Annotated in this window: 16 protein-coding genes and 1 pseudogene; 12 read left to right on the top strand and 5 right to left on the bottom strand. The window is 48.1% G+C overall.

Annotated elements, in window-relative coordinates; translation table 11 throughout:
• From ACTHS3_RS06305 to ACTHS3_RS06295, 3 genes and pseudogenes are all read left to right on the top strand, one after another.
• A pseudogene (locus ACTHS3_RS06305) lies at window positions 1-93 on the top strand (tetratricopeptide repeat protein); the annotation flags it as partial.
• An 80-nt stretch (window positions 94-173) separates the two neighbouring features.
• Window positions 174-659: a 5-(carboxyamino)imidazole ribonucleotide mutase gene (gene purE, locus ACTHS3_RS06300; RefSeq protein ID WP_003686478.1), complete on the top strand. Its 486-nt coding sequence runs from the start codon at window positions 174-176 to the stop codon at window positions 657-659.
• Between the two features lie 96 nt (window positions 660-755).
• Window positions 756-1,088 carry a hypothetical protein gene (locus tag ACTHS3_RS06295; protein ID WP_004520308.1) on the top strand — a complete coding sequence of 111 codons (333 nt, stop codon included), beginning with the start codon at window positions 756-758 and terminating at the stop codon, window positions 1,086-1,088.
• 82 nt (window positions 1,089-1,170) lie between these two features.
• Here the strand turns inward: ACTHS3_RS06295 and ACTHS3_RS06290 are convergent, their stop codons facing one another.
• A complete protein-coding gene (locus ACTHS3_RS06290; protein WP_049330811.1) occupies window positions 1,171-2,964 on the bottom strand; it encodes a 2-isopropylmalate synthase in 1,794 nt (597 codons plus the stop codon).
• 226 nt (window positions 2,965-3,190) lie between these two features.
• Between ACTHS3_RS06290 and ACTHS3_RS06285 the strand changes: the two genes are divergently transcribed.
• A complete protein-coding gene (locus ACTHS3_RS06285; RefSeq protein WP_049335259.1) occupies window positions 3,191-4,306 on the top strand; it encodes a methyltransferase in 1,116 nt (371 codons plus the stop codon).
• Between the two features lie 121 nt (window positions 4,307-4,427).
• Here the strand turns inward: ACTHS3_RS06285 and bfr (ACTHS3_RS06280) are convergent, their stop codons facing one another.
• Together bfr (ACTHS3_RS06280) and bfr (ACTHS3_RS06275) are read right to left on the bottom strand one after the other, a co-directional pair.
• Window positions 4,428-4,901 (bottom strand): bacterioferritin, encoded by a 474-nt coding sequence (gene bfr, locus ACTHS3_RS06280; RefSeq protein ID WP_049335261.1) that lies wholly within the window; start codon window positions 4,899-4,901, stop codon window positions 4,428-4,430.
• Window positions 4,902-4,931: 30 nt separating this feature from the next.
• Window positions 4,932-5,396 carry a bacterioferritin gene (gene bfr, locus ACTHS3_RS06275; protein WP_004520304.1) on the bottom strand — a complete coding sequence of 155 codons (465 nt, stop codon included), beginning with the start codon at window positions 5,394-5,396 and terminating at the stop codon, window positions 4,932-4,934.
• 419 nt (window positions 5,397-5,815) lie between these two features.
• Here bfr (ACTHS3_RS06275) and typA point away from each other — a divergent pair, with 419 nt between their 5' ends.
• Window positions 5,816-7,627, top strand: coding sequence for a translational GTPase TypA (gene typA / locus ACTHS3_RS06270; RefSeq protein WP_049335263.1), 1,812 nt, complete (start codon window positions 5,816-5,818; stop codon window positions 7,625-7,627).
• A 101-nt stretch (window positions 7,628-7,728) separates the two neighbouring features.
• Here the strand turns inward: typA and ACTHS3_RS06265 are convergent, their stop codons facing one another.
• A complete protein-coding gene (locus tag ACTHS3_RS06265) occupies window positions 7,729-8,685 on the bottom strand; it encodes a cupin domain-containing protein (protein WP_107737099.1) in 957 nt (318 codons plus the stop codon).
• 128 nt (window positions 8,686-8,813) lie between these two features.
• On the opposite strand from ACTHS3_RS06265, the gene ACTHS3_RS06260 reads away from it, so the two are divergent.
• Together ACTHS3_RS06260 and ACTHS3_RS06255 are read left to right on the top strand one after the other, a co-directional pair.
• The gene (locus tag ACTHS3_RS06260; RefSeq protein WP_003686488.1) at window positions 8,814-9,149 is read left to right on the top strand and encodes a carboxymuconolactone decarboxylase family protein; all 336 of its coding nucleotides are present in this window, start codon (window positions 8,814-8,816) and stop codon (window positions 9,147-9,149) included.
• Between the two features lie 112 nt (window positions 9,150-9,261).
• Window positions 9,262-9,630, top strand: coding sequence for a rhodanese-like domain-containing protein (locus ACTHS3_RS06255; RefSeq protein WP_003686323.1), 369 nt, complete (start codon window positions 9,262-9,264; stop codon window positions 9,628-9,630).
• Between the two features lie 55 nt (window positions 9,631-9,685).
• Here ACTHS3_RS06255 and ACTHS3_RS06250 read toward each other — a convergent pair whose 3' ends face one another.
• Complete coding sequence (locus tag ACTHS3_RS06250) at window positions 9,686-10,024, bottom strand: hypothetical protein (RefSeq protein WP_004520298.1); 339 nt, start codon at window positions 10,022-10,024, stop codon at window positions 9,686-9,688.
• Window positions 10,025-10,122: 98 nt separating this feature from the next.
• Between ACTHS3_RS06250 and surE the strand changes: the two genes are divergently transcribed.
• The 5 genes from surE to ACTHS3_RS06225 all read left to right on the top strand — a co-directional run.
• The gene (gene surE / locus ACTHS3_RS06245; RefSeq protein ID WP_004520297.1) at window positions 10,123-10,878 is read left to right on the top strand and encodes a 5'/3'-nucleotidase SurE; all 756 of its coding nucleotides are present in this window, start codon (window positions 10,123-10,125) and stop codon (window positions 10,876-10,878) included.
• Window positions 10,879-10,971: 93 nt separating this feature from the next.
• Window positions 10,972-11,883, top strand: coding sequence for a peptidoglycan DD-metalloendopeptidase family protein (locus ACTHS3_RS06240; RefSeq protein ID WP_049335267.1), 912 nt, complete (start codon window positions 10,972-10,974; stop codon window positions 11,881-11,883).
• A 78-nt stretch (window positions 11,884-11,961) separates the two neighbouring features.
• Entirely contained in the window at window positions 11,962-13,485 is a 1,524-nt protein-coding gene (locus tag ACTHS3_RS06235) for a phospholipase D family protein (protein ID WP_004520295.1), read from the top strand.
• A 43-nt stretch (window positions 13,486-13,528) separates the two neighbouring features.
• On the top strand, window positions 13,529-14,062 hold the full coding sequence (locus tag ACTHS3_RS06230) for a C40 family peptidase (protein WP_004520294.1): 534 nt from the start codon (window positions 13,529-13,531) through the stop codon (window positions 14,060-14,062).
• A 128-nt stretch (window positions 14,063-14,190) separates the two neighbouring features.
• Window positions 14,191-14,504, top strand: a 314-nt coding sequence (locus tag ACTHS3_RS06225; RefSeq protein WP_440367417.1) for a coproporphyrinogen III oxidase, incomplete at its 3' end; no start/stop codon positions are given.

The raw sequence follows: 14,504 nt of genomic DNA, 5'->3' as shown, positions 1-14,504 counted from the left end.
GACATCGCCCGCAGCACATGGCGCAAACTGATACAAAGCTTCCCCAACAGCGAAGCGGCAAAACGCGCTTCCATCAGTCTCAAACAAAGATAAACGTTCAGACGGCCTTGTCATCCCCAAGGCCGTCTGAATATTTTTTTACCCTTAATCCATTCAAGCAAAAGGAACTCTTCATGATCCAAGTCGGCATTATTATGGGCAGCAACAGCGATTGGCCGGTGATGCAGCAGGCAGCACAATTTCTCAAAGAATTCGGCGTTGAATACGAAGCGCGTGTCGTCTCTGCACACCGTACGCCTGATTTGATGTTTGAATACGCCGAAACCGCACGCGAACGCGGCATCAAAGCCATCATTGCCGGCGCAGGCGGCGCAGCGCATTTGCCAGGCATGGTTGCAGCCAAAACCACGGTGCCCGTCTTGGGTGTTCCCGTGCCCAGCAAATATCTGCGCGGCGAAGACTCCCTGCTTTCGATTGTACAAATGCCCAAAGGCGTTCCTGTTGCCACATTTGCCATTGGCGAAGCCGGTGCGGCCAATGCAGCGCTGTTTGCTATTTCACTTTTGGCCAATGAAAATCCTGAATTGGCTGAAAAATTGGCGGCTTTCCGTGCCAAACAAGAGCAAACCGTTCTAGCCATGGAATTGCCTGAAGCATAACTGACAAAGGCCGTCTGAAAGTTGTAAAGGGAAACTTTGATTTCGTTTTACGATTGTTTAGACGGCCTTAGTGTTTTATCAAATTGAATTAATGCCATGAAAACCCTAGCATTCATCCTACTCTCCACCCTGCTTTGCGCCTGCCAAAGCCCAAGTACTCCTACTCAATCAACTGCCATCCCATCTCAGCAACAAGCCCAAGATACAAATGGAAACCTGATTATCTTCTATGATGCCCAAACCGGTTCTGCGCCATTGCTAAAAGCAGTGAAAACCTCGGGTGCAAGTTTGATTTATGAATACAAAAACCTGAACGGCATTGCTATTCGTCCGTCTTCCAAGACCAAGATTGAAGATGCCATTGCCTATTTCAAAAAAATAAATGGCGTATTGTCGGTCGAACAAGACCGACTGCTTAAACTTCAATAAATAAACTATTTTCTAACCAAATAAAAAAGGCCGTCTGAAACGTATCACTACGATTTCAGACGGCCTTAACCTTTTCAATAAATTAAATCATGCCTCTGCCTTGCGCTTTTGGCTTGGCTTGGCCGAATTCCAATTTACTCAGCGCAGATAAATAGGCTTTGGCAGTTGCCACCAATACGTCGGTATCCGCACCTTGGCCGTTGACCACACGGTCGCCACGTTGCAGGCGGACGGAAGTTTCGCCTTGGCTTTCTGTACCTTGAGTTACCGCATTGACAGAGTAAATCTGCAAGGTTGCGCCACTTTGTGCTACGCTTTCAATGGCTTTGAAGATGGCATCAACAGGGCCTGAGCCGCTAGCGGAAGCGTGTTTTTCTTCACCGCGAATACTGAACACAATATCGGCGCGCGGCTCTTCACCAGTTTCAGTGCTGATTTTTTGGGAAATGAATTTGTAGCTTTCGGTATTCATATTGCCCATTTCGTCAGACACCAAAGCGTGCAGGTCTTCATCAAAGATTTCGCGTTTCTTATCCGCCAGCTCTTTGAAGCGTGCAAATGCCGCATTCAACGCCTCTTCACTTTCCAACTCAATACCCAAATCTGCCAGCTTGGTTTTGAAAGCATTACGGCCGGAGAGTTTACCCAAAGTCAGGCGGTTGGTTGACCAGCCAACTGATTCGGCAGTCATGATTTCATAGGTTTCAGGGTGTTTCAACACGCCGTCTTGGTGGATGCCTGATTCGTGTGCAAAGGCGTTTGCGCCGACTACTGCTTTATTTGGCTGAATCGGATAGCCGGTAATAGTAGATACCAGTTTGGATACTGGCACGATTTGCGTGGTATCAATGCCGGTTTCCAAGCCGAAAAGGTCGTGGCGCACTTTCAACGCCATCACGATTTCTTCAAGGCTGGCATTACCCGCACGTTCACCCAAACCGTTGATGGTACATTCCACCTGGCGCACGCCTGCCTGAACAGCGGCCAGCGAGTTGGCAACCGCCATACCCAAGTCGTTGTGGCAGTGGGTCGACCAGACTACTTTGTCGCCGTTGGGCACGCTTTTGATGATGTTACTGATACGCTCGTACCATACGGAAGGGATGGAGTAGCCGACAGTATCGGGAATATTGATGGTGGTTGCGCCTGCCTCGATAACCGCCGTAAAGATTTTGGCGAGAAAGTCCAAATCCGAACGCACGGCGTCTTCGGCGGAAAATTCCACATCGTCAGTATATTCTTTGGCAATTTTTACCGCTTTGACCGCCGCATCGATGACCTGCTGCGGCTTCATTTTCAGTTTGTGCTCCATGTGGATGGGGCTGGTGGCGATAAAAGTGTGAATACGTTTTTTCGGAGCAGGGGAAACAGCTTCGCCTGCTTTGCGCACATCGTTTTCAACGGCACGCGCCAATGAGCAAACTGTAGATTTAGTAATGATTTTGGCAATCGCATTAACCGATTCAAAATCGCCCGGACTGGCTGCTGCAAAACCTGCCTCAATCACATCGACACCCATCTTTTCCAACTGGCGGGCAATACGGATTTTCTCCTCTTTGGTCATGGATGCGCCGGGGGACTGCTCACCGTCGCGCATGGTGGTATCGAAAATGATAACGCGGTTGGTTTGTGTCATTTCTGTTCTCTCCAGAGATTCATTTTTTTGTAAAAAAGCATTCAAATCAAGCGGTCTGCCTTGCGCTTCCGCCAAAGCGGTCAGTTTTTGCAACTGAGCCAAAGGCAGGGACCCGCGTGTACGCCATTTGTAGATAGCCGCTGTGGTCGCAGCATTTTCCGGGTCGTGCTGTTTCAGAGCTTCGGCCAGCGCGTTTACGCCGCCAAAATAGGCAACCAAACGGTCAATGTCTAATTGCATGATGTTCCTTGTCCAAATCTGATTAAGATTATTGTGTTCTGGTTTTGCATTATACTCATTTTAGACAAAACGACAATCTATTTTTATCAAAATATTGGTATAAATTTTAAAACTTGAGAAATTTTTATACATTTTGTCTAATTTGGACTATTAAAAGCTCCTCTCAAACCGAACACATCCTAAATATAGTAAACTAATCCCCTATTTCCCCGATTTGAAACACATTATGCCCCATACCATCCCTACCAACCGCTCCGACATCGAATGGCGCAACGAAAGTACACAAAAGCCACCCAAGCAGGCGGTTTACATACAAGAAGCAGGCGCAACAGAAATCTTAAAAAATGCCCACGCGCAAACTGCAACTGTTTGGACTGGCGATTTTCACAATGCCAAGCAAGTCTTATCTGCAATGAAAAAACGTATCCGCAGGCCGTCTGAAAAAAAGAAAGGCGCACCTGCCGATATTCAGACAGCCTTTCATGCCCACCGTATGAAACAGGCGCAACAAAGCCGTTTGCTCAATATGCTTGCCATCGAAATCCAACCTAATTTTCAACTGGACAATGCACGCGCACCCGACATCTACGCCGCCTTGTGCGATGTTTACGACACACTAAACGACAAACCGTTTCTTTTGCCGCTAAATCAATTATTGGGTTTTATCGGTGCACACGAATGGCACAAAAAAGGCATAGACATTCCTCAGCTTGATGGAAAAATCCATGTTCCTTTCGGCGTATTCTCTCCACTGCGCGGCGAGTATTTGGATTTAATCACACAAGCCCCACTCGCTCCCCATATTCAGACGGCCTTTGACATCGGCACCGGCTCAGGTGTTATTGCCGCAATTTTGGCCAAGCGAGGCATACCCGACATCATTGCCACAGACACCAACCCAAAAGCAATAGCCTGCGCCACAGCAAACCTTGAGCGTCTAAGCCTGGATAAAGCTGTCAACATCCAATCGATTGATTTATTTCCCGAAACTTGCGCCGACCTTATCGTCTGCAATCCGCCTTGGCTGCCGGCAAAACCGACCTCTGCCATCGAGACCGCCCTTTACGACCCCAATCATGCCATGTTAACCGCGTTCCTCAACGGCGTACGCCAGCACTTAAATCCAAACGGCGAAGCCTGGTTAATTATTTCCGACTTGGCAGAACACTTACATTTGCGCAACAAAGACTTTCTAAACCAATGCTTTCAGACGGCCTCACTCAATGTAGTCGATATTTTGAAAACTAAACCGCAACACAAAAAAGCAATAGATGAATCCGATCCTTTGGCGTTTGCCAGAAACAAGGAAACTACTTATCTATACCGTTTGAAAGCGATATAAAATCAAGGCCGTCTGAACATTCGGACGGCCTTTAAGCATTTTTATAAAAGAAAACGGCATATCCGTAAAGATATGCCGTCGATGGGAGCAGGGACTGCTATATTTGGCAGTGGTTTGTGTTTTAGTCCTCTTGCGCCGCTGTTTGCAGGTAGTTTGGCAAACCAACTTTACCAATCAATTCCTGCTGAGTTTCAAGCCAGTCGATGTGTTCTTCGTTGATGTCTTTTTGTTTTTCCAACAAATCACGGCTGACATAGTCTTGTTGCTCTTCTGCAAGAGCGATGGCTGCAACCAGAGTATCATGTTTTTCATACTCTTTTTTCAGATCGCAGGCAATGATTTCTTCGGTAGATTCACCGATCAACAGTTTACCCAATTCTTGCAGATTAGGCAGACCTTCCAAGAACAAAATACGCTCGATTAAATCGTCTGCGGATTTCATTTCGCGGATGGATTGTTTGAAGAAGTGTTCGCCCAATTCTTCAAAGCCCCAGTTTTTCAAAATGCGGGCATGCAGGAAGTATTGGTTAATGGTAATCAGCAACAAACCTAAGTTTTTGTTCAGCTCGCGAATAACTAAGCGATCGCCTTTCATATTCAGCTCCTTAATATGTTATACGCTAGATTACAGTTGGCTTTGGTAGTAGTTGCCTTCGCCGACCAATTCGATCAGACGCAGTTGTTGTTCCAACCAGTGAGCGTGATCTTCTTCAGTGTCTTTCAGTTGGGCAATCATCAAATCGCGGGTAACGTAGTCTTGAGCTTCTTCGCACAATTTGATGCCTTTTTTCAGCGCATCGCGTACTTCGTATTCAGTGTTCAAGTCTGCTTTCAGACAAGAGATTACGTCAGTACCGATGTTCAGTTCGGCACGTGTCATTTTAGGAGTACCGCCCAACATCAGGATACGACGGATGAAGTCTTCGGCGTGAGTGGTTTCTTCTTCCATCTCGTGGTTCAAACGTTCGAACAGTTTGGTGTAACCCCATTCAGAGTACAGGCGAGAGTGGATAAAATATTGGTCGCGAGCAGCCAACTCACCAGACAATAATTCGTTCATGTAATCAATAACTGCTTGGTTGCCTTGCATAATTCTTTCTCTTTCTTTTAAAAGTTGATAATCACGAAATGAAGATTCGTGTGTTGTTATGGAATGAGGTAATTGTATGCACAAGAAGCACTTTTGACAAATTTTCTATTTAAAATACAAACAATTATCAAAAAAGTTAACCAGCCAAAAAGGCCGTCTGAAAAATTAATCCCCTGTTTTTAATGACAATTTTTTGACATTAGTATTAAGAATCCATTGCATCATTCAAAAACATTTACATTTGTTAACCATAAATAAAAGCAAATAATCCAACAAAATCAATCAAATTTAATTATGAATTATTCTCAACTGCTTTTGCCTCATTTTTTTGAATCTTCTACTCCGTCAATACTTAGGAATCGTGCTATAATCGCCAGTTATCTTTTTTTTAAGCACCTAGCTGAAACACATAAATTATCATGAAACAAATCCGCAATATTGCCATCATCGCCCACGTCGACCATGGCAAAACCACATTAGTTGACCAGTTGCTGCGTCAGTCCGGTACATTCCGTTCCAACCAGCAAGTCGAAGAACGCGTCATGGACAGCAACGATCTTGAAAAAGAACGCGGCATTACCATTCTCGCTAAAAATACCGCCATCGAATACGAAGGCTACCACATTAACATCGTAGATACCCCGGGACACGCTGATTTTGGTGGCGAGGTGGAACGTGTATTGGGCATGGTTGACTGCGTCGTACTGTTGGTTGACGCACAAGAAGGCCCTATGCCGCAAACCCGTTTCGTGACCAAAAAAGCCTTGGCTTTGGGTCTTAAACCTATCGTTGTTATCAACAAAATCGACAAACCATCTGCCCGTCCAAGCTGGGTTATCGACCAAACATTCGAATTGTTCGACAACTTGGGCGCAACCGACGAACAATTGGACTTCCCTATCGTCTATGCTTCCGGCCTGTCCGGCTTTGCCAAACTGGATGAAAACGACGAGAGCAGCGACATGCGCCCTCTGTTCGAGACCATTTTGAAACACACGCCTGCACCAAGCGGCAGCGCGGACAAAACGCTGCAACTGCAAATTTCCCAACTGGACTACGACAACTACACCGGCCGCCTCGGCATCGGCCGCATCCTGAACGGCCGCATCAAACCCGGCCAAGTCGTTGCCGTCATGAATCATGAAGAACAAGTCGCCCAAGGCCGCATCAACCAGCTGTTGGGCTTCCAAGGCTTGGAACGCGTACCTTTGGAAGAAGCTGAGGCCGGTGACATCGTGATTATTTCTGGCATTGAAGACATCGGTATCGGCGTAACCATTACCGACAAAGACAATCCCAAAGGCTTGCCTATGTTGAGCGTGGACGAGCCGACCCTGACCATGGACTTTATGGTCAACACTTCTCCTCTTGCCGGTACTGAAGGCAAATTCGTGACTTCCCGCCAAATCCGCGACCGCCTGCAAAAAGAATTGCTGACCAACGTTGCCCTGCGTGTTGAAGATACAGCCGATGCCGACGTTTTCCGCGTTTCTGGCCGCGGCGAATTGCACTTGACCATTTTGTTGGAAAACATGCGCCGCGAAGGCTTTGAATTGGCAGTCGGCAAACCGCGCGTGGTATTCCGTGAAATTGACGGTCAAAAATGCGAGCCTTACGAAAATCTGACTGTGGATGTGCCGGATGAAAACCAAGGCGCGGTCATGGAAGAACTCGGCCGCCGCCGTGGCGAATTGACCAATATGGAAAGCGACGGTAACGGTCGTACACGTTTGGAATACCATATTCCTGCACGCGGCCTGATCGGTTTCCAAGGTGAATTTATGACCTTGACCCGCGGTACCGGCTTGATGAGCCACGTTTTTGACGACTATGCTCCGGTTAAACCTGATATGCCAGGTCGTCACAACGGCGTCCTGGTTTCTCAAGAGCAAGGTGAAGCTGTTGCTTACGCCCTGTGGAACTTGGAAGACCGCGGCCGTATGTTCGTTTCTCCAAACGACAAAGTCTACGAAGGTATGATTATTGGTATTCACAGCCGCGACAACGACTTGGTGGTAAACCCTCTGAAAGGTAAAAAACTGACCAACGTCCGCGCCAGCGGTACAGATGAAGCCGTGCGCCTGACTACGCCTATCAAATTGACTTTGGAAGGTGCAGTTGAGTTCATCGACGATGACGAACTGGTTGAAATCACGCCACAATCCATCCGCCTGCGTAAACGCTACCTGAGCGAATTGGAACGTCGCCGTCATTTCAAAAAACTGGACTAATTCTGTTTGATTGATACGTTTTAAAATTGAGGCCGTCTGAAAAGTGTTTTAGAAATCCTAGATTTCATTATTACACTTTCAGACGGCCTTTTATCATCTGTTCAAATAAAGTAAATCGGCATCTCTTCCGCTTGTACTGCTGCTTCATCAGCGCGATCATTCTTACGATATTGCCCCGGCGATATCCCATATTGCTTTTTAAATGCCTTGCCAAAATGCGTTTCCGATTGAAAACCCACCGAGAGCGCAACCGATAAAACCGAATCGGCTGTCTGCTTTAACAATAACGCCCCCTGCTGCAAGCGGATGCTGTTAACAAAGGCATGCGGGCTTGTTCCCGTCTGCTGCTTAAATACCCGCATTAACTGGGCGCGAGACAAGTTGGCAATCGCGGTCATTTTCTCGATATTCCATTCCTCTTCCGGCTTATCCACTACTGCCTGAAGCAGATTCCGCAGACGTTTGTCCTGCCAACCATTCAGCAAACCGCTTAATTGCGCTTCCCCATTTTTCTCCAGGCTGGCTCGAAGTAGAAATACCAACAACACCGAAGCCAATGCGTTCACAACCGCTACCGAACCGGACAAGGCTTGACCGCTCTCATACTGCAACAATGCCACCAAATACTGCAAAGAAGGATGGTTGATATTCAGCAAAACCGTGTCAGGCAGCCCCGCCATAATATCCGCCTGCGCTTCATATTCAAACCGTGCACAGAAAAGATGCAAAGCCGCATCGCCTCCTGCATGACTTCGCTTGACTTTAAATGCGCCTTTTTCACTCGTCAGCACATTAACACCAAGATTTTCACAACTGCTGTCACTGCTCAAAGTATGCCCTACGCTGCGCGGAAAAAAAATGATATCCCCCGCACTCAGCAGCCTTGCCTCTTGCTCCCCATCAATTCGGATATAACCCGAACCGGCAGTTACGATATGCACCAAACCATGCGCACGCTTTGGTTCATGCCGCACATACCACTCCCCCCGAAACAGACATTGAACATCCACGCTGCCTTTTACCTGCGCCAATTCGACCAGCCTATCCAAAATATCCATAGTGTTTTTTACCAATAAATGAGATGTTTTGACGATTTAAATCTTCAAATTATTGCAATAATACACACACCAAACACAAACGGATAGGATTTTTTATCTTATCCACTCACATTAAGAAAGGACATATCATGTTTAAAGACTGGCCTGAACATACCGCCTTGGTAAAAAAAGCATTCGGCGAACTGGGTAAAAACCATCCTAAAATGCTGCAAGCCTACGGCGCACTGGATCAAGCAGCCGCTGCCGAAGCACTGGATGCCAAAACTCGCGAACTGATCGCCATCGCCGTTGCCATTACCACACGTTGCGAAAGCTGCATCAGCGTGCATGCCGCCGCTGCAGCCAAGGCAGGTGCAACCGAAAGCGAAATCGCCGGCGCATTGGCCACCGCTATCGCACTGAACGCAGGTGCCGCTTATACATACGCTTTGCGCGCTTTGGAAGCAGTAGAAACCCAACGCTAATCGGTTTGTAAAATCAGGCCTTCTGAAAGACGACTCCCCTTTCAGACGGCCTGATGAAATGCTAAACTGATAAAGTTATCATATTGTTTTCTGTCTGATAGGAGATTGAACCATGAAGAAACTGCTGACCGCCGTACTTTTTGCCGCCGCTATTGCCACTCCTTTGGCCGCTTCCGCAGCCTCTATGCCTAAGGTTGAAAAAAGCGCGGCACAGCCTGCAAAAGCAAAAGGGGTTTGGATTGATGTCCGCTCTGCCGAAGAATTCAAAGAAGGTCATTTGCAAGGTGCACTCAATATTCCGCACGACCAAATCGTTGACCGCATCAAATCCGTGAGCCCGGATAAAAACGCACCGGTCAACCTCTACTGCCGCAGCGGCCGCCGAGCAGAAGCTGCGCTGACTGAGCTGAAAAAAGCCGGCTACACCAACGTAACCAACCATGGCGGTTATGAAGATTTGGTGAAAAAAGGTTTGAAATAAATCTAGTTGATTTTAAAAAGGCCGTCTGAGACTTTTCAGACGGCCTTTATTGCCATTACAGACAGCAACTTCCAAATCTCAAACGTTTGCTGAGACCGGTTTCGTGAATTAATTGTTTGATAACCAAAATATTGGTGTTATCGGCCAACGCGCGAATGCTGTGCGCCTCCATCGGCTCAAGACGGATAACTTGCAAGCCTTCGGTCTGCAAAACTTCGTCCACCGTTTTGATTTCGGCTTTGCCGTTTAAAACCAAAAGCAAAATAATCGCATCCGCCTCATATGCCGGAATTTCATTATTCTTCTGCAGTGAAAGCTGAACAATCTCTTGATTGCCGTCTGAAGCAATCACGCCGCCCAATAAAGCTTTGGGGTCTAATTCATAATGTTTCATTATTATCCTTTCCGCCCAAACGTTGCCGATTCATGGACAATCGCTCAAGCAAACCAGTACAATACGGCCCATCTTACCGATAGACACAATATTGTCACATGAACATATTAATCTCAAACGACGATGGTTATCTTGCGCCCGGTTTGGCTGTTTTGGCAAGAGTATGTGCAGAATTTGCCAATGTCAGGGTGGTTGCGCCCGAACGCGATCGCAGCGGCGTCAGCAATTCCCTGACTTTAGACCGTCCTTTACAACTGAAACAGGCGGAAAACGGGTTTTACTATGTGAATGGCACCCCTACCGACTGCATTCATGTCGGCCAACACGCCCTTGCCGATTTCAAACCCGACTTAGTTTTGTCCGGCATCAACAACGGCGCAAACATGGGCGACGATACGCTTTATTCCGGTACGGTTGCCGCTGCGACGGAAGCCTACCTGATGGGCATACCCGCCATTGCTTTCTCCCTCGCCGACTCCAGCGCCCGTTATTGGGAAACCGCGGAAAAAGCCGCTTGGATACTGCTTTCCTACTTTCTCAAACGCCCTATTTCCGAACCCATCTTATGGAACATCAATATCCCTGCCGTCGCACCTGAGGATATCCAAGGCATAAAAATTACACGGCTCGGCCGCCGTCATCATGAACAAAGCATTGTTCCCATGTATAATCCACGTGGCGAACAAATTTATTGGATTGGGCCGGTCGGCGATGTTTCCGACAGCGAAGAAGGTACCGACTTTAGCGAATGCGCATCCGGCTTCATCACGATTACCCCCCTGCAAGTCGATTTGACTGCCTACGGACAAATGGAGCAAACCGCTTCCTTTTGGTCAGAAATCCCTGCGCCTTAACAGTCCCTAACAGCCGAACACTTGAGAAACAAGCATATTTTTATTATGATATGCCCCGACGAGAACAATTACCCGAATACGAAAGTCATTAACATGTTGAAAAAAAGTGTATCTTATGCCGGATCGGCAGCTTTGGTTTTATTACTTGCAGCCTGTGCCAGCCAACAACCGGCTCCTGTAGTCGTCGGCACACAAAGCGGTGGTTCAACAACAAGCTCTACCGCTGACAATCCTTACGGTGCAGCGCCTTACAATACCAACACCAGCCCAGCGGCAGATGCTCCATACACTCCGCCGGTAAGTACACCTGCTCCAACGTACAACAGCGGCAGCACCGGCACTTACACGCCTTCTTATGCGCCTGTTGATATTAATGCAGCGACACATACCGTTGTTCGTGGTGATACCGTTTACAACATCTCCAAACGCTACAACATTACCCAAGACAATCTGCGTGCATGGAATAACTTGGCCGACAACACCATCAGCATTGGTCAAACCCTCCGTGTGAAACCTGAAGGCTACGTTGCACCTGCAGCTTCTGCAAGCAAACCTTCTACTCCAACAACTACAACTACTGCTCCGACTCCAAGCACGCCTGCCAATACACCGACCGTATCTACCGGCAGCAGCCGCAACGTCAGCGGCATCACATGGCAGCGTCCGACTACCGGTAACGTTATCGCCAACTTCGGCGGCAGCAACAAAGGTGTGGATATCGCCGGTACGCAAGGCCAGCCTGTTGTTGCAGCGGCAGACGGTAAAGTCGTTTACGCAGGCTCAGGCTTGCGCGGTTACGGCAACTTGGTCATCATCCAACACAACTCCTCATTCTTGAGCGCATACGGTCACAACCAACGCCTGCTGGTTAATGAAAACCAAACCGTGAAACGCGGTCAAACCATTGCGCACATGGGTAATACCGATGCATCCCGCACTCAGTTGCACTTTGAAATCCGTCAAAACGGCAAACCAGTCAATCCGGCAAATTATGTTGCCTTCTAAGCTGATTCAAGCAACCTAATTTCAATTCAATCCCTGCCTAAATATCATTTAGGTAGGGATTGTTTGTACCGGTTTCCCATGAAATTTCATCTTCCTCTTCTTTATACCCTGCTATTGGGCGGTTGCGCCGCGTTTTTGCCATCATTGGACGAACGCACCCAAAGCAGTTATCTTGACATCCCTTCAACGCCGCGACTGGACAGCGCCTTAGGTATTCCTTCTACCCCCTCCAAGGCCGATATTTCCCATATCTATCTGCTGAACGATGCCCATGAAGCCTTTGTTGCCCGAGCAGCCTTAATTGAAGCCGCCGACCATACTCTTGATTTGCAGTACTATATCTGGCACAACGACATCTCCGGCAAGCTTTTGTTCAACCTGATTCATCGCGCGGCCGAACGCGGCGTCCGTGTGCGTTTGCTTCTGGACGACAACAACACCAACGGCATGGATGATCTCCTGCTGGCACTCGACAATCATCCCAATATCGAAGTCCGTCTGTTTAATCCCTTCATTTTCAGAAAATGGCGTGCGCTCGGCTACGTTGCCGACTTTCCGCGACTTAACCGCCGAATGCACAACAAATCCTTTACCGCCGACAACCGTGCCACCATTTTGGGCGGACGCAATATCGGCGACGAATATTTTAAGGTTAACGACGATACCATCTTTGCCGACCTCGATATCCTCGCAACAGGACGCGTAGTAACAGAAGTGTCCCAAGACTTCGACCGCTACTGGGCAAGCCATTCCGCCTACAATGCAAGTAGCATAATCAAACGGGGAAACCTGCAAAAAGGACTAGCCGAACTTAATTACACCGACCAAGATAAAAACCAAACGCTCATCCGCTACCGTCAAAGCATTGAACACTCCAACCTCTATCAAAAAATACAGAGCAACCTTATGGAGTGGCAAAGTGTCAGCACACGCCTGATCAGCGATGACCCGGCCAAAGGCTTAGACCGTGACCGGCATAAACCGCCTATTTCCGAACGCCTACAAGACGCCCTCAAGCAACCTGAAAAAAGCGTTTACCTTGTCTCACCCTATTTTGTGCCCACAAAATCGGGCGTTAAAGCCATAGAAAAGCTGATTCACAACGGCGTGGACGTTACCGTTTTGACCAATTCGCTCCAAGCAACCGACGTTGCCGCCGTCCATTCCGGCTACGTCAAATACCGCAAGCCCTTGCTTAAAGCTGGGGTCAAACTCTATGAGCTCCAGCCCAACCACGCCGTTCCGACCTCCAAAGACCGCGGCTTGACCGGTAGCTCCGCCACCAGCTTGCACGCCAAAACATTCATCGTGGACGAGAAACGCATTTTCATCGGCTCATTCAACCTCGACCCACGTTCCGCACGCCTCAATACCGAAATGGGTGTCGTCATCGAAAGTCCCCAAATCGCAGGCCAAATGCAGCGCACCCTCGTTACGACCACCCCAAACTACGCCTATCAGGTAACGCTTGGCAATTACAATAAACTATACTGGTATGACCCAAGTGAAAAACGAACTTACGCACAAGAACCAGAAGCCAAATTCTGGAAACGGGTTACTTCAAAAATCCTGTCCATCCTGCCCATAGAAGGATTATTATAGAGACCGTCTGAAAACATAAATCATGCGACCGGAGAAATTCACCATGTCTCGACTCATCTGCAAAACCCTATTTGTTTGTACCACCAGCCTATTGTTGGCCTCCTGCGGCACCACCAGCAAACACAAATCCCACAAGCCGCAAATAACCGCCAGAAAAGTCCAACCTGTCCGCATTTCCCATATTGACCGCACACAAGGTTCGCAGGAATTGATGCTTCACAGCATGGGCCTGATCGGCACGCCCTACAAATGGGGCGGCAGTACCACAGCCACAGGCTTTGACTGCAGCGGCATGATCCAATTCGTCTATAAAAACGCCCTCAATGTCAATCTGCCACGCACCGCACGCGATATGGCCGCAGCCAGCCGTAAAATTTCCGATGACAAATTAAAAGCCGGCGATCTTGTCTTTTTCAATACCGGCGGCGCACACAAATATTCCCATGTCGGCCTCTACATCGGCAACGGCGAATTCATCCACGCCCCCAGCAGCGGCAAAACCATCAAAACCGAAAAACTTTCCACCCCGTTCTACGCCAAAAACTATTTGGGCGCACATACCTTTTTTACTGAATAAATCAAGGCCGTCTGAAAGGTATCGCCACATCATCGATACCTTTCAATCTATTGCTGATGAGTCAAGCTTGATTACAAGATAAGCCCTGCAAAAATTTACCCATAACAAAACACCATCAAGGAAATATCATGCACACAGAATCCGTTCTAACCCTCCTCAAAACCCTGCAAAACCAAATCTGCGCCGCGCTGGAGCAAGAAGATGGCGAAGCCAAATTTGTGCATGAAGCGTGGACGGGGAAACTGGGTATCGGCGAAACCCGCGTATTGAAAAACGGCGCAGTATTCGAGCAGGCCGGTGTAAATTTTTCGCATGTAAAGGGAACCAAAATGCCGGCTTCTGCCACTGCCCATCGTCCTGAATTGGCAGGCGCGGCGTTTGAAGCCATGGGCGTGTCGCTGGTCATTCATCCGAAAAATCCTTATGTCCCGACCAGCCATGC

This window comes from Neisseria sp. P0009.S007 (assembly GCF_051962515.1).
This window is presented reverse-complemented; position numbering and strand designations above follow the sequence as displayed.

Bases quoted from the DNA above. Each gene is read 5' to 3' on its own strand.
- ACTHS3_RS06235 (WP_004520295.1), top strand. From the start codon at position 11,962: ATGAAATTTCATCTTCCTCTTCTTTATACCCTGCTATTGGGCGGTTGC.
- ACTHS3_RS06230 (WP_004520294.1), top strand. From the start codon at position 13,529: ATGTCTCGACTCATCTGCAAAACCCTATTTGTTTGTACCACCAGCCTA.
- purE (WP_003686478.1), top strand. From the start codon at position 174: ATGATCCAAGTCGGCATTATTATGGGCAGCAACAGCGATTGGCCGGTG.
- typA (WP_049335263.1), top strand. From the start codon at position 5,816: ATGAAACAAATCCGCAATATTGCCATCATCGCCCACGTCGACCATGGC.
- ACTHS3_RS06250 (WP_004520298.1), bottom strand. From the start codon at position 10,024: ATGAAACATTATGAATTAGACCCCAAAGCTTTATTGGGCGGCGTGATT.
- surE (WP_004520297.1), top strand. From the start codon at position 10,123: ATGAACATATTAATCTCAAACGACGATGGTTATCTTGCGCCCGGTTTG.
- ACTHS3_RS06265 (WP_107737099.1), bottom strand. From the start codon at position 8,685: ATGGATATTTTGGATAGGCTGGTCGAATTGGCGCAGGTAAAAGGCAGC.
- ACTHS3_RS06295 (WP_004520308.1), top strand. From the start codon at position 756: ATGAAAACCCTAGCATTCATCCTACTCTCCACCCTGCTTTGCGCCTGC.
- ACTHS3_RS06290 (WP_049330811.1), bottom strand. From the start codon at position 2,964: ATGCAATTAGACATTGACCGTTTGGTTGCCTATTTTGGCGGCGTAAAC.
- bfr (WP_004520304.1), bottom strand. From the start codon at position 5,396: ATGCAAGGCAACCAAGCAGTTATTGATTACATGAACGAATTATTGTCT.
- ACTHS3_RS06255 (WP_003686323.1), top strand. From the start codon at position 9,262: ATGAAGAAACTGCTGACCGCCGTACTTTTTGCCGCCGCTATTGCCACT.
- ACTHS3_RS06260 (WP_003686488.1), top strand. From the start codon at position 8,814: ATGTTTAAAGACTGGCCTGAACATACCGCCTTGGTAAAAAAAGCATTC.
- ACTHS3_RS06285 (WP_049335259.1), top strand. From the start codon at position 3,191: ATGCCCCATACCATCCCTACCAACCGCTCCGACATCGAATGGCGCAAC.
- ACTHS3_RS06240 (WP_049335267.1), top strand. From the start codon at position 10,972: ATGTTGAAAAAAAGTGTATCTTATGCCGGATCGGCAGCTTTGGTTTTA.
- bfr (WP_049335261.1), bottom strand. From the start codon at position 4,901: ATGAAAGGCGATCGCTTAGTTATTCGCGAGCTGAACAAAAACTTAGGT.